Origin of the sequence: Bradyrhizobium elkanii USDA 76, from assembly GCF_023278185.1 — a bacterium.
Lineage (GTDB): Bacteria > Pseudomonadota > Alphaproteobacteria > Rhizobiales > Xanthobacteraceae > Bradyrhizobium > Bradyrhizobium elkanii.
In genome coordinates, this window is record NZ_CP066356.1 from 1042727 (window position 1) to 1056931 (window position 14205).

At 64.5% G+C, this 14205-nt stretch carries 10 protein-coding genes and 1 riboswitch; of the genes, 8 read left to right on the forward strand and 2 right to left on the reverse strand.

Features of this window, described 5'->3' with window-relative positions; genetic code table 11:
• Positions 1 to 43: 43 nt before the first annotated feature.
• Both JEY66_RS04945 and JEY66_RS04950 read left to right on the forward strand, forming a co-directional pair.
• Complete coding sequence (locus JEY66_RS04945; RefSeq protein ID WP_016845228.1) at positions 44 to 670, forward strand: FMN-binding negative transcriptional regulator; 627 nt, start codon at positions 44 to 46, stop codon at positions 668 to 670.
• Between the two features lie 14 nt (positions 671 to 684).
• Entirely contained in the window at positions 685 to 1302 is a 618-nt protein-coding gene (locus JEY66_RS04950) for a LysE family translocator (protein WP_018268974.1), read from the forward strand.
• Positions 1303 to 1388: 86 nt separating this feature from the next.
• Here the strand turns inward: JEY66_RS04950 and JEY66_RS04955 are convergent, their stop codons facing one another.
• A complete protein-coding gene (locus tag JEY66_RS04955) occupies positions 1389 to 3992 on the reverse strand; it encodes an MASE1 domain-containing protein (RefSeq protein ID WP_016845229.1) in 2604 nt (867 codons plus the stop codon).
• 680 nt (positions 3993 to 4672) lie between these two features.
• Here JEY66_RS04955 and JEY66_RS04960 point away from each other — a divergent pair.
• A complete protein-coding gene (locus JEY66_RS04960) occupies positions 4673 to 5479 on the forward strand; it encodes a DUF1214 domain-containing protein (RefSeq protein ID WP_026191893.1) in 807 nt (268 codons plus the stop codon).
• A 321-nt stretch (positions 5480 to 5800) separates the two neighbouring features.
• Here JEY66_RS04960 and rpmE read toward each other — a convergent pair whose 3' ends face one another.
• Positions 5801 to 6028: a 50S ribosomal protein L31 gene (gene rpmE, locus JEY66_RS04965; protein ID WP_016845230.1), complete on the reverse strand. Its 228-nt coding sequence runs from the start codon at positions 6026 to 6028 to the stop codon at positions 5801 to 5803.
• A gap of 194 nt (positions 6029 to 6222) precedes the next feature.
• Here rpmE and JEY66_RS04970 point away from each other — a divergent pair, with 194 nt between their 5' ends.
• From JEY66_RS04970 to JEY66_RS04990, 5 genes are all read left to right on the forward strand, one after another.
• The gene (locus tag JEY66_RS04970) at positions 6223 to 8079 is read left to right on the forward strand and encodes an ABC transporter ATP-binding protein/permease (protein ID WP_018268973.1); all 1857 of its coding nucleotides are present in this window, start codon (positions 6223 to 6225) and stop codon (positions 8077 to 8079) included.
• Positions 8080 to 8084: 5 nt separating this feature from the next.
• Complete coding sequence (locus tag JEY66_RS04975) at positions 8085 to 8624, forward strand: hypothetical protein (protein ID WP_016845232.1); 540 nt, start codon at positions 8085 to 8087, stop codon at positions 8622 to 8624.
• A gap of 153 nt (positions 8625 to 8777) precedes the next feature.
• Positions 8778 to 10268: an amidohydrolase family protein gene (locus JEY66_RS04980; protein WP_018268972.1), complete on the forward strand. Its 1491-nt coding sequence runs from the start codon at positions 8778 to 8780 to the stop codon at positions 10266 to 10268.
• Position 10269: 1 nt separating this feature from the next.
• A complete protein-coding gene (locus JEY66_RS04985; protein ID WP_026191892.1) occupies positions 10270 to 11193 on the forward strand; it encodes a CobW family GTP-binding protein in 924 nt (307 codons plus the stop codon).
• A 436-nt stretch (positions 11194 to 11629) separates the two neighbouring features.
• Positions 11630 to 11825: riboswitch (cobalamin riboswitch) on the forward strand.
• Between the two features lie 106 nt (positions 11826 to 11931).
• Positions 11932 to 14205 (forward strand): TonB-dependent receptor, encoded by a 2274-nt coding sequence (locus tag JEY66_RS04990; protein ID WP_016845236.1) that lies wholly within the window; start codon positions 11932 to 11934, stop codon positions 14203 to 14205.

Below are 14205 nucleotides of genomic sequence, written 5' to 3' on the forward strand. Positions count from 1 at the left end.
AGCAATTGATGAGGCCTGCCAAAGGTCTGCCGAGAGGTTCGCGATGTACCTGCCGCCGCACTTCAAGATCGATGAGCTCGGTCCGATCCACGCCGCGATGCGGGCCGCAAAGCTCGCGACGCTGGTCACCGCAACCGCCGATGGCCTGATCGCAACGCCGCTGCCGCTGATCCTCGATGAGAACGAGGGCGACTGCGGCACGCTGTACGGTCACGTCGCGCGGCCCAATCCGCAGTGGAAGCTGCCCGCGGTCGGCGAGGCGATGGCGATCTTCATGGGGCCCGACGCCTATGTGACGCCGTCCTGGTACGCGACCAAGGCCGAGCACGGCAAGGTGGTGCCGACCTGGAATTACCTCGCCGTGCACGCCTATGGTTCCGCCGAGTTCTTCGAGGATGCCGACCGCCTGCGCGACGTCGTGACTCGCTTGACCGAATTGCACGAGAAGTCGCGCCAGGAAGCCTGGCAGGTCAGCGATGCGCCGGATGATTTCATCAAGGCGCAGCTGCGCGGCATCGTCGGCTTCCGGATGCCGATCACGCGGATCGACGCCAAGAAGAAGATGAGCCAGAACCGCAAGCTCGAGGATCGCGCCGGCGTCATCGCGGGTCTTGGCGCCAGCGACGATCCGGTCGACCGCGAGGTCGCGGCGATGATCCCTGGGAACTGAGACGAACGCGCCCGATGGAATTGTATCTCGCCTTCGCGATCACGACCGCAACCTTCGCGCTGATCCCGGGTCCTGCCATGCTGTACGCCGCGGCCCGCACCTTGGCGGGCGGCAGGCGCGCAGGGCTGATGGCCTCGCTCGGGCTGCATCTCGGCGGCTATGTCCATGTCGTCGCCGCGGCGGCCGGCCTCGCTCTGCTGTTTCATGCGGTGCCGCCGCTGTTCATGGCGATGAAGCTTGCCGGTGCGGCCTATCTGGTCTGGCTCGGGCTGTCGCTGTTCCGCGACCGCGACAATGCAAAGCGCCCCACGCTTGCGCCGCTCTCCGCGGAGCGCGCCTTCGCGCAAAGCATCGTCGTCGAGGTGCTCAATCCGAAGACCGCGATCTTCTTCCTGGCGTTCCTGCCGCAATTCGTCGATGCGTCGGCCGGCCTGCCGGTCTGGGCCCAGCTGTTTCTGCTCGGCACAACGGTCAATCTGACCTTCTCGGCGGTCGATATCGTCTGCGTGTTTTTCGCCAGCGCCGTGATGTCGAAGCTGCAGCGCTCGAAGCGGTCGCAGCGCGTCATGCAGCGGATCGGCGGCAGCATCCTGGTCGCGCTCGGCGCGCGGCTGGCTTTCCAGGATCGCTAGCAGCAGTCATGTCCATCAGCGGCGATGGTGCGGATCAACGCCTCGCCAAGCTGCGCGACGAGCCGCTTCTGCAATGGCGCGGTCGGTCAATTTCTGCGCACGGCTTCGGTCGTGCTTGACGCCATGGGCGTGCCGGACGATCGCGTCGGTCGCGGCGGCGCAAGATCGTGGATAAAATCTCTCAGCGCCTCGGTATCGAACGGCTTGCGGAGTATTTTCAGACTTGGTGGAGCTGCTTTTGCGGCATCGCTGTAGCCGGTTGTAAGGGCGATCGGCAAACCGGGATATCGCGACCTGACTTCTCTCGCGAGCCCGACGCCATCGATGGTCCCGGGCATCACGATATCGCTGAAGACGAGATCGATCTTTGTACCGGCTTCGAGCAATTTCAGCGCCGCTTCGGCCGAATCTCGATAGATCGTGTCATAGCCCAGATGCTCGAACAGCGAGGATGTCACATCCGCCACTTCGGGGCTGTCGTCGACAATGAGAACCGTCTGCCGCTGCGGTTGCCTTGATCTTGCTCTGGCAGCGGCCAGCTCTTTACTGGTGATTTGCTCGTCTGCGCAGGACGGCAGGTAGATCGTAATCGTCGTTCCCTGCCCAACCTTGCTGTCCGCCGTCACCGTTCCGCCGGCCTGGTGCGCGAAACCATAGACTTGGGACAAGCCGAGCCCGGTACCCTTGCCGACCTCCTTGGTCGTGAAGAACGGATCGAACATCTTGGACAGCAGGTTTGGCGGAATGCCGGTGCCGGTATCGCTAAGGGCTATCGCAAAGAAGGCCTTTGCGCGGCGATCGCCGCCGGTTTCCTGGTTCGCGGTCACCGCATGGACGGATAAGGTGAACGTGCCGCCGCTCGGCATGGCATCGCGCGCATTGACGGCGATGTTGACGATCGCAAGTTCCAGCTCGGCGAGGTCCACCTTGACCGACGCTACGCCCTCGCCGACGTTTTCGTTGTACACGATGTTCCCGCGCAGCGAGCTCTCGATCATGGTCCGCATGTTCTTGATGGACGCATTCAGGTCGACGACCGTCGGGCTGAGATGCTGATGACGAGAGAACGTCAACAACTGGCGGGTGAGGCTCTCGCCGCGTTTGGCCGCGGTCTGTATGGCTTCAATTGCCTTGGGCAGTTTTGGATCGAGCAGGCGAGTGAAGATCTGGGCACTGCCCCCGATGATCATCAATAGATTGTTGAAGTCGTGTGCAATCCCGCCGGTCAGCTTGCCGATTGCCTCCATTTTCTGCGACATCGCGAGCTGCTCGCGTGCCTGAACCAGCTTCTCCTCCGCGTCGCGTCGCTCGGTTGCGTCGCGCAGAATACTGATAAAGCCGATCAGATTTCCCGCGTCATCATGGCTCGACGAGACCGAGCCGGTGATGAAGAACGGCGTCCCGTTCTTTCTGATGCGCCAACCCTCTACGTCGTACTTGCCTCTTTCGGTTGCCGTCTCCAGCGCGTGTGTCGGCGAACCCGCACGGCGTTCATCCGGCCGATAAAATATGCCAAAATGCTTGCCTATGATTTCTTCCGAGGTGTAGCCGATGATCTTTTGAGCGGTGCTATTCCAGCTCGTAACGTGTCCTTCCCGATCAAGCGCAAAAATCGCATAGTCGACGACGCCTTCGATAAGGGTTTGGAAGTGCCGTCTGATGCTGTCGAGCGCCAAAGCGTTCCGTTCAAGTTGACCGTTCAGTTGGTCCTGCACGGAAAGCAGATGGGCTTCCGTGGTCTGGCGCGTGGCAATTGCCGCAGCCAGGGCAAGAGGGGGCGCCGATACGCTGATCGTAAGCACGAGCAGTGACAACAACGCTGCGTTCGGATCCGTTTTCGGAAACGGATCATTACCGAACGCGAACCCCCAGACTGCCATTCCGGTGAAAATGAGCGCAGCCGTGGCCGCGGTGCATCGATTGCCGCGCAGACTGGTCCAGATCAACGGGAGCAAAACCAGAAAGCCCAGCAGGCCGCGATGCGGCAACGGCACGTTGAGCTCGTCGCTGATGAGGTCGCTGCCGATGAGCGGGCTGTAGGCCACGATCCCAATGAGACCAGCGAGAGCGATAACTGCGATCGATTCCAGCAGATCCCACCTGGGGGAAACCCGTAAGGGCATCATCGCCAAGAGCACGATGACCGGAGCAATCACCAGGGTCGCGGCTGCGTCGGCAAGCCACCAGGTCAGCCCGGCGGCGACGGAATCGGGAAAGCTCGGTTCGCTGACGAAGATGAATCCGGCCAAAGCGGTGAATGAACTGATCATCGCGGTCGGTGCAAGGGAAATGCTCGCAAACTTTGCGACACCGGATGGCGTGGCAAACGTCTGGCGACCGTTCGACCAGCGTCCGATCAGCCATGTCCCGGCCAATGCAGCAAGGAGGGTGCCGATCCCGGCGGCGACAAACTCCAGGAGCGATCGGTCGGTCATCAGGTAAGGCGCGACGGCGCCCACCAGGATCGCGGGCCAGACCCGGTACCCACGCAGCAGCATGAGCGCGAGCGCAACCCCGGTTGGCGGCCACAGCGGTGTCGCGGCTGGATTGATGGCGGGAAGGAGATGTGCGGAGGCCGCAAGGCTCCCGTAGAGCGCGGTGACGATAAGAACTTCGACCGAGTAGGTCACAGCGCTCCGAGCATCGCCAAAGGCGAAAATCCCGGCCTTATCGAACCTTGCCCGTTCCATCACAAGCCTTTGCGGTGGGCACCTCAAGAATGCGGTAGGAAACGACCTGGCACCCGGTCCAATGTCACCCGAAGGAGGGCGATTGCATTTTCACCATGTCGATGACCCCTGCCAAACACTCAACGCAGTTTTGACCAAAGCATGGCCGCTGGATCGAGAGTAGGGGGCGCCAACAACTTCGTCACAAGGGGTTATGAGGCAGGATCGCTGACCTAATGGCGTCAGTCCTGCAAAATTGATCCGATCCCGCTGCGTGTCGGTATCGCTCAAGTGATCGCTTTGGGTCAAAGGCGAATATCGGCAACAGCCGTTCGAGCTCAGCTTTGGGCCAGGAGCAGAGGCCGGAACGGCGCGAGCGATCGGCGTTCTCTCGCCGCCATGTCGACCCCGAGACACCGGCAGATTTATCTTCAACCCTAGGTAGCCAAACTCGGGCTGTATGGTACCGTGCCCTCGCATACGGACCGTTCTCGTCGACGTGCCGAGACAACCTCACCTACAAATCCTATGTCGATTGCGTCGAGATCAAATGGTTCCTGGGCGAGTACCGAAACAGAGCCTGGTGGCTTTGCAGCAGCCTGCAGGTCGCCGGGAAGTTTAAGGTCGCCGAGCTCAAGCGATCGAAACCTCCACACTAGACCGTGACGAGATTGGGTCGAACAGCGACGGCGACGCGCAACATGGTTATTCTCGGTCGCACCTATGCGGACGGCACAGAGGCTGACTACAAGGCCGTCAACGCGCTGCAGGCGCAATACAAGATCACGCCGCTTTCGTCGTGGGGCAAGCCATACACGCCGGTCGCGCCTCCGGTGAATCCCAATCCGGGCTTCAGCATGACCGACAAGCCGCTGGCGGCCTTCGGTTGGCCCGCAAATCAGGAGCGTGATGCGGTCTATCCGAATACCGAGAAGGACTCGACAGGACAGAAGCTGAGCGGTGCGAACAAGTACACATTGACGTTTGCAAAGGATGCGACACCGCCCGTCAATGGCTTCTGGTCGTTCACCATGTACATGATCGACCAGGGCTGGTGGTTCGTTCCCAATCCGCTGAACAGATTCACCGTCAGCATGCGCGACAATCCGAAGTTCAATCCGGACGGCTCGCTGACCCTCTACTTCCAGAACGAGTCGCCGGGTGCTGACGAACTGGCTGCCGGCGCCCAAGGGCGATTTTGTGCTGATGCTGCGAATGTACTGGCCCAGGGACACTGCGCCTTCGATCATCGACGGAAGCTGGAAAGTGCCGCAGGTGATCAAGGTCGGCTCATAGCCGCGAATAGGCGATTGCCTTGCGCACGAAATGACTCCGGTCGGCGGGAAGCCGCGTGCGTCGGCACCCGGCCGATCGCGACATTGCTGGGGTCGCGCAGGGGTGATCGGTGTCGGTGCGAAGCGGACATCGTCGAAGATTTGTGGGTACGGTCCCGGTTGCCCGCTGGGTGCGATCGGCACGCGGCTTTCCCTTCGCCCTCTGTTTCCTGAGCGCGAAACGAAATGCAACGCTCGGACAGATTATGTCGCGAGAGCGCGGATGTATGACTCGCAGCCGGCAACACATTTGGTGTCGTCCTGGCGAAAGCCAGGACCCATTACCCCAAATGAGAGTTGCTGCGCGATGCTGGGCCCACGATCCCGTTCATCACCGAATGCGGTGGTTATGGGTTCTGGCTTTCGCCAGGACGACGCACCGAAAGGATCGCGGGCTCGTTCAGCCCGCCAATCCGGACCAGCCCAAAAACAAAAAAACGCCCCCGAGACGGGGGCGTTTTGCGCGTGATCGCCAGGGCGATTGCGAAGCGGACTTTAGTCCTTCTTGAGGAAGCCCGAAAACTTCTTCTGGAAGCGCGAGACGCGGCCGCCGCGGTCCATCAGTTGCTGGGTGCCGCCGGTCCAGGCCGGGTGCGACTTGGGGTCGATGTCGAGGTTCAGCGTGTCACCTTCCTTGCCCCAGGTCGAGCGGGTCAGGTACTCGGTGCCGTCGGTCATGACGACCTTAATCGTATGATAATTCGGATGAATATCGGCTTTCATGACAGTTCCTTCGGCGCGCCGGCGCCCGTCTCAAGATGTCTGGAATACGGGATTTGCGCGGGTCTATAACCCATGGAGCCCGCCAAAACAAGCCAAGAAAGGGCCTAAGCCCATCACCGGATTGGGACTTTACCGGATTTGCCAGCCGGGGGTCGGCGGGCCTATGTGGGGGGCGGTAGAACCGGTCTAGATTGATGAGCGTAGCCGAACAGCTTGAGACCCCGCGCGGCGCCCCGCAGCCCCCGCGCGACGCGTTGCTCGATGAGGAAGCCTTCATCGAGAGCCAGATCACGGAGCCGGCGAAGAGCCGTGCCCGGTTGCGGCCGTTGCTTGCGCTCGCGCCCTATGTGGCGCGCTACAAGGGCCGGGCGATCCTCGCGCTGATCTCGCTGACGATCGCCGCGATCACCACGCTGATCGTGCCGGTCGCGGTGCGGCGGATGATCGACATGGGCTTCACGCCCGAAGGCATCGCGATGATCAACAGCTATTTCAGCGTGATGATCGCGGTCGTCGCGGTGCTCGCCTGTGCCAGTGCCTCGCGCTACTACCTCGTGATGACGATCGGCGAGCGCATCGTCGCCGATCTTAGGCGCGACGTGTTCGCGCATCTGATTTCGCTGTCGCCCTCGTTCTTCGACTCCGCACGATCAGGCGAATTGGTGTCGAGGCTCACCGCCGACACCACGCAGATCAAGTCCGCGGTCGGCGCGTCGGTATCGATCGCGCTGCGCAATCTGATGCTGTTCTTCGGCGCCGCCGCGATGATGGTGATCACCAGCCCGCGGCTGTCCGGCTTCGTGCTGCTCGCGATCCCGATCATCGTGATTCCGCTGGTGGCGTTCGGCCGCTGGGTGCGGCGGCTGTCGCGCACCGCCCAGGATACGCTGGCCGATGCCAGCGCCTATGCCTCGGAGCTGGTCAATGCGATCCGCACCGTGCAGGCCTATACCGGCGAGCGGCTCGCCAGGACGCGTTTTGCCGGCGAGGTCGAGCAGGCCTATCAAGCCGCGCGCAGTTCGACCAAGGCGCGCGCGGTGCTGACGCTGATCGTCATCTTCATCGTGTTCGCCAGCGTCGTCGTGATCCTCTGGGTCGGCTCGCACGACGTGCTGGTCGGGACCATCAGTCCGGGACGGCTCGGCCAGTTCATTCTCTACACGGCGTTCGCGGCGAGCGGCCTCGGCCAGCTCAGCGAGGTCTGGGGCGAGGTCTCGGCCGCATCGGGCGCCGCCGAGCGGCTGTTCGAGATCTTGCGCGTCAGGCCGCAGATCGCGGCGCCCGCTTCGCCGCGCGCACTGCCGCAGCCGGCGCGCGGCGATGTCGGCTTCGACAATGTCAGCTTCGCCTATCCGACCCGGCCCAACGCGCTAGCGGTCGACGGCGTGTCGTTGGAGGTGCGATCGGGTGAAAAGGTCGCGATCGTCGGTCCGTCCGGCGCCGGCAAGAGCACGCTGTTCCATCTGCTGCTGCGCTTCTACGATCCGAAGTCCGGCACGATCTCGCTCGACGGCGTGCCGATCCGGCAGGCCGATCCGGCCGAGATGCGCGCGCGCATCGCGCTGGTGCCGCAGGATTCCGTGGTGTTCGCCGCAAGCGCCCGCGAGAACATCCGGTTCGGCCGGCCCGATGCGAGCGACGCCGAGGTCGAGCGTGCCGCCGATCTCGCCCATGCCAGCGAATTCCTGCGCCGCCTGCCGGGCGGCTTCGACGCCCAGCTCGGCGAGCGCGGTGTGACGCTGTCAGGCGGCCAGCGCCAGCGCATCGCGATCGCGCGCGCGATCCTGCGCGATGCGCCGCTGCTGCTGCTCGACGAGGCGACCTCGGCGCTCGACGCCGAGAGCGAGACGCTGGTGCAGACGGCGCTGGAGGAACTGATGCGCCACCGCACCACGCTGGTGATCGCGCATCGTCTGGCGACCGTGTTGTCCTGCGACCGTATCCTGGTGATGGACCAGGGCAGGATCGTCGAGCAGGGCACTCACGCCGAGCTGGTCGCCGCGGGCGGCCTTTACGCCCGGCTGGCCCGACTGCAGTTCGAGGGGATCTGAGCGAATTGGGCCTCGGCGCGCTCCGCCTATGCGATTCCTATGCGATCGCGCGCGCGCTCCCCTCGAAAACCTATTCCCGCGCAAGGATAGTCGCGCCGCGCCTGACCTCCCTCGACAGCCGAAGGAAGTCAGCCGCGCGGGGTGTTCGACTGATGCGCGAGAATGCGACCGAACCGGAGAGCAAACTGCTCCGTGCCTGGCAGCTTGCCGTGCTGCGCTTCGCAGTGACGCTCGACGACGACGATCGGATGCACGCGCTCGGTGTGGCCGGCGAGGTCGACCGGCTGGGCGGCGCGGCCGATGACGCCTTCCATTTCTTCCGCAGGACGACCGCGGAGCTGTGCGCGGCGATCTCCGGTCAAAGCGTGGATCAGGAGGCGGTCATCCGGCGGTTCCTGGCGCAGATCGACAATGTCAGGCTCAAGCGCGCGGTCGAGGCGGCGATCGCCAACGACCGCACGCCGCCGAAACTCGTGGCGAGCCGCGTCAAGCCCGGCCCCGATCTCTGGCGCGGGCTGGCGCCGCGGCGTGCAACCGGAACGTAGGAAGGGCCTCACTCTGCAATCGCCATCACGGCGCGGCGGATATTCCGTCACAGCATGTCGCCACAACCCTGGCCGGCTTGCTGCGATCAGTGCGATGCGCTTCTCTGTGCTCGACAGGAGACCGGTCGGTTTCGGAATGCGGGGAGTGGCGAGATGGGTGGCTTGGTGATCAGCGGCGGCCGGGTGGTGGATCCGGCCAGCGGGATGGACGCGATCGGCGATGTGGCTGTGGTCGACGGCAAGATCGCCGCGGTCGGCACCGGCCTCGGCGGCGCCGAGCGGCAGATCGACGCGACCGGGCTCGTGGTGGCGCCGGGCTTCATCGACCTGCACGCACATGGCCAGACCATTCCGGCCGACCGCATGCAGGCGTTCGACGGGGTGACGACCTCGCTCGACCTCGAGGCCGGCGTGTTGCCGGTCGCGTCCTGGTACAAGCGCCAGGCCGAGAAGGGCAGGGTGCTGAACTACGGCGCCGCCGCCAACTGGGCCTTCGCGCGCATCGGCGCGATGACCGGTTCGAATTCGGAAAGCTCGCTGGAATCGTTTGGCGCCGCGATGCGCGATCGCCGCTGGATCGAGAACGTCGCGACCGAAGGCGAGGTCGGCGGCATCCTCGACCGCCTCGCGATCGGCCTGAACGAGGGCGGTATCGGCATCGGCATTCTCAACGCCTATGCGCCGGGCGCCGGCGTGCAGGAATTGACCGCGGTGTGCCAGCTCGCGGCCGATCATGCGGTGCCGACCTTCACCCACGTCGCCTACATGTCGCGGATCGATCCAGAGAGCGCGGCCGAAGCCTATATCCGCCTGATCGGCTATGCCGGCGCCACCGGCGCGCACATGCACATCTGCCACTTCAACTCGTCGAGCAAGACGGATATCGAACGCTGTGTCGCGCTGATCGCGAAAGCGCAGGCGCAGGGCCTACCGATCACGGTGGAGGCCTATCCCTACGGCACCGGCTCGACCGTGCTGGCGGCGACCTTCTTCAGCGATCCGAAATTCGAGGAGCGCAACGGCCTCGGCTACGATTCGGTGCAGCGCGTGACCGACGGTCACCGCTTCGGCAGCCGCGAGGAGCTGCTGGCGGCACAGGCCGAAGAGCCCTCGACCCTGGTGCTGTGGCACGTGCTCGACATCGAGAACAACGCGCATCATCGCGATCTGCTCGACATGGCGGTGCTGTATCCAGGCGGCGCGATCGCCTCCGACGCGATGCCGTGGACGCTGTCGGACGGCCGCCCCTACACCGGCGACGCCTGGCCGCTGCCCGACGATGCCACCTCGCATCCGCGCTCGGCGGGCTGTTTCACCCGCTTCATCCGCGAATGGGTGCGCGAGCGCAAGAAAGTGTCGCTGCTCGAGGGCATCCGCAAATGCGCGCTGATCCCGGCCGAGATCCTGTCGGCGAGCACGCCGGCGATGCGGGCCAAGGGGAGGCTGCAGGCCGGCGCCGACGCCGATGTCGTGGTGTTCGACTTCGAGACGCTGAGCGACCGCGCGACTTTCTCCGCGATGAATCGTCCGGCGGAGGGCGTGCGGCATCTCGTGGTCAGCGGCCAGCCGCTGATCAGCGATGGCGTGCTCGATGTCGCGGCGCGTCCCGGCCGGCCGGTGCGCCGGCCCGTCACCGGAGGCTGAGGTGCCGGTCCCGATCCTGCTGGTCGCGGGCTTCCTCGGGGCGGGCAAGACCACGGTCGTCAACCATCTGCTGGCGCATGCGCAAGGGCGGCGCATCGCCGCCGTGGTCAACGATTTCGGCGCGATCAATATCGACGCGGAGCTGATCGCGGGCGCCGGCGACGGCGTGGTCAGCCTGAGCAACGGCTGCATCTGCTGCACGCTGGAGGGCGACCTGCTGCGCACGCTCGCGACGCTGCTGCGGCGTGACCCGCGTCCCGAATTCATCGTGATCGAGACCAGCGGGATCGCCGATCCCGCCGATATCGTGCGCAACCTGATGGATCCCGTGATCTGGAAGGAGGCGCCGCTGGAGACGGTGCTGTGCGTGGTCGACGCGACGCAGCCTGCGGCGATGCTGAACGATGCGCTGCTGCGCTCGCAGCTGCGGGCGGCCGACGTGGTGGCGCTGAGCAAGGTCGATCTGACTGACGCCGCCGCGGGCGTCGCGATCCGCGACGCCGTGCGCGCGGTGCGTCCGGCGGCCGTGGTGGTCGATGCCTTGCATGGCGAGGTGCCGGCCGCGCTGCTGTTCCCGGCGGATCTCGATCATGTGCCGGTGCCGCGCGAGACCGCACCGCGACGGCCGGCGTCCGATCGGTTCGAGACGCTGAGCTGGACCTCGGAGCGGCCGGTGCTGCTGCCGCGCTTGCAGCAGGCGATCGGCAGGCTGGCGCCGAAGCTGGCGCGGGCGAAGGGATTGTTCGAAACGGTGGAGCAGCCCGGGCGGCTGACGGTGTTTCAACTCGCCGGCGGCCGCGCGACCCTGGCTGCGGGTGGCGTGCCGTCGCCCGGCGTGCCGCGCACGCGCATCGTGTTCATTGCCGAGATGGGTGCGCTCTCGCGCGCGGAGATTGATGCGATCATGGAAGGTTGCGTCGAGTAATCCGTCATCCTGAGAGAATGTGAATGTATTCAGTGTCGTCCTGGCGAAAGCCAGGACCCATTACCCCAACCGCTTGTTGTTGTGCGACGCTGAGGCGACTATCGCACTCTCAATCGAATTCGGTGGTTATGGGTCCTGGCTTTCGCCAGGACGACAGCTTGGGGAGGCCGCTCCCTACAATTCTCACACCGTCATCCCGAGGAGCGCCAACGGGTTCGCGCAAAGCGCGGCCCGATGACAGGCTCCGCGCGTCTCGAAGGATGCACGGCCCGGCTGGTGGCCGTCGATCCTTCGAGACGCCGCTTCGCGGCTCCTCAGGATGACGGGTCTAGGAAGTCTTCGCGTCGCCGCAGATGCCGCTGTCTCATCGCCGCAGCATCATCCCGCAAAGCATGTGTGCGACGACCGCATCGAATTGACAGCCTTGCCGGCACCACCTATCGTTTTTGCCGACGGTTCCCTTCGGGGATCAAAAGGGAATGCGGTGCGAGGGTAACCCCAATGCCGCAGCTGTCCCCGCAACTGTAAACGGCGAGCCTTTCGTCAATTTGCCACTGGGCTATCAGGCCCGGGAAGGCGTCGACAGGCGATGACCCGTGAGCCAGGAGACCTGCCGTCAGTCGTGGTCACACGCGAGCACATCGGGCGGGGGCGTCCTGGTGGGATCGGAGCACTGCCTTTTCGGCAATGCGCCAGTCCGCGTTCGCGGTGACGTGCCACGTTACCGCGAGTCGTTTGATGTCTCCGTCCTTTCCCGTTGCGCGCAAATGGCGCCTCGGTCTCGTCTGCTCCCTGTCATCGCTGCTGCTGCCGGCCGAAGGCTCGGCACAAACACCGCCACCAACCAGGCTCGACCCGATCGAGGTCGCGCCTTCCGCTGCGGCAAAGCCGAAGCCTGCGGCGCGCAGCCGTGACATGGCCGCTGCGGCGCGGCCACGGCCGAGGCCCGCGACGGCTGGCGGCAAACCGCGCGCCGCAGCGTCAGGCGCATCGGGATCTGCATCGCCGACGCTCAATGCCACCACGCAGGGCGGCACCGGCAGTCGTCTCAATCTGACGCCGCTGCAGACGCCGGCCAGCGTCGAGATCATCACGGCGCGGACCATCGCCGAGCGCGGCCAGCATAACGTGCTCGATGCCGTCACCCAGGACGCGGCCGGCTTCACCGCAACGCCTGCGCCCGGCAATGGCGGCCTGTCGTTCAGCACCCGCGGCTTTGCCGGCAGCAACTCGGTGATGACGCTGTATGACGGCACGCGCTTCTATATCGGCTCCGGCACGCTGACGTTCCCCTACGATACCTGGTCGACGCAGCGCATTGAGGTGCTGCGCGGCCCGGCCTCGGTGCTGTACGGCGAGGGCGCGATCGGCGGCGTCATCAACGTGATCCCGAAGAAGCCGCAGAGCACGCCCCATAGCGAGGCCGAGGTCTCGCTCGACAGCAACATGACGCGGCGGCTCTCGGTGGACAGCACCGGTCCGATCAATCCCAATGTGTCGTACCGCGTCAACGCCACCGGCAACATGTCGGACGGCTGGGTCGATCGCGACAAGACCTCGAACGCCGTGGTCTCCGCTGCCGTGCGGGTGCAGGCGTCGGACAATCTCGCCTTCACGCTGTCGCAGGACTACGGCGACCGCAGCCCGTCGCGTTATTTCGGCACGCCGCTGATCAACGGCTCGATCCAGGACGCGCTGCGCTTCAAGAACTACAACGCATTGGACAGCGTGATCCGCTACCAGGACAGCTGGACCCAGTTCAGGACCGAGTGGGACGTCGCCGACGGCATCAAGGTCAACAACACGCTGTATTACCTGACCAGCGAGCGGCACTGGCGCGACATCGAGAACTACACCTGGAATCCGAAGACCCAGCTGATCGATCGCACGAGCTATATCGAGATTTTCCACGACCAGAAGCAGCTCGGCAACCGGATGGATACGACGTTCAGCGGTCACGTGTTCGGACTTGCGAACCAGTTCGTCGCCGGGTTCGACGTCAACCGGATCGACTTCGCCCACACCAACAACTCGCCCTATGGCGGCGCGTCGTCGGTCAATCCCTACGTGTTCGATCCGGGATCGTTCTTCGCGACGACGACGGCGACGACGCCGGGCTTCAACGCGATCGTCAATCAATACGCGCTGTTCGCCGAGGATCGTCTCTCGCTGACCGATCAATTGTCGCTCGTCACCGGGGTCAGGTATGATCGCCCCGAAGTCGACCGTACCGACTACAAGACGCCGGCAAACAGTTTCGAGACGACGCTGTCGGGGACCAGTTGGCGCGCCGGCCTTGTTTACGAGCCGATCAAGAACCTCGCGTTCTATGGTCAGTATGCGGTCGGCGTCGATCCGGTCAGCAACCTGATCTCGCTGCCCGTCTCGCAGAAAACCTTCCAGCTTGCGACCGGCAAGCAGACCGAGATCGGGGTCAAGCGGTCGTTCTGGGGCGGCCGCGGCGAGTGGACGCTGGCTGCCTACGAGATCGTCAAGACCGGGCTCACGATTCCCGATCCCGGCAATCCCACCGGCGGCCTGGCATTGCAGATCGGCCAGCAATCCTCGCGCGGCGTCGAAGGATCGATCGGGCTCGCGCTGAGCGACGGCTGGCGTGTCGACGCCAATCTTGCGCTGTTGCGCGCAAGGTACGACAACAACAGCCAGGTGGTCGGCGGCAGGATCGTCAGCTACAACGGCAATGTCCCGGTCAACGTGCCGCAGCAGGTCGCGAACGTCTGGCTGACCTGGGATTTCGCACCCGACTGGTCGGTCTATGGCGGCGTGCAGATCGTCGGCGCGATGTACTCCGATCTTGCCAACACCCAGCTGCGGCCGGGCTACAATGTGGTCAATGGCGGCATCAGATGGAAGCCGGATGACCGCACCACGGTCGCGTTCCGCCTCTACAATCTGTTCGACAAGGTTTATGCGGTGACCTCGAATGGCACCGGGCAGTGGCTGCTCGGCATGCCGCGCACCGCCGAATTGTCCGTCAACGTGAAGTTCTGA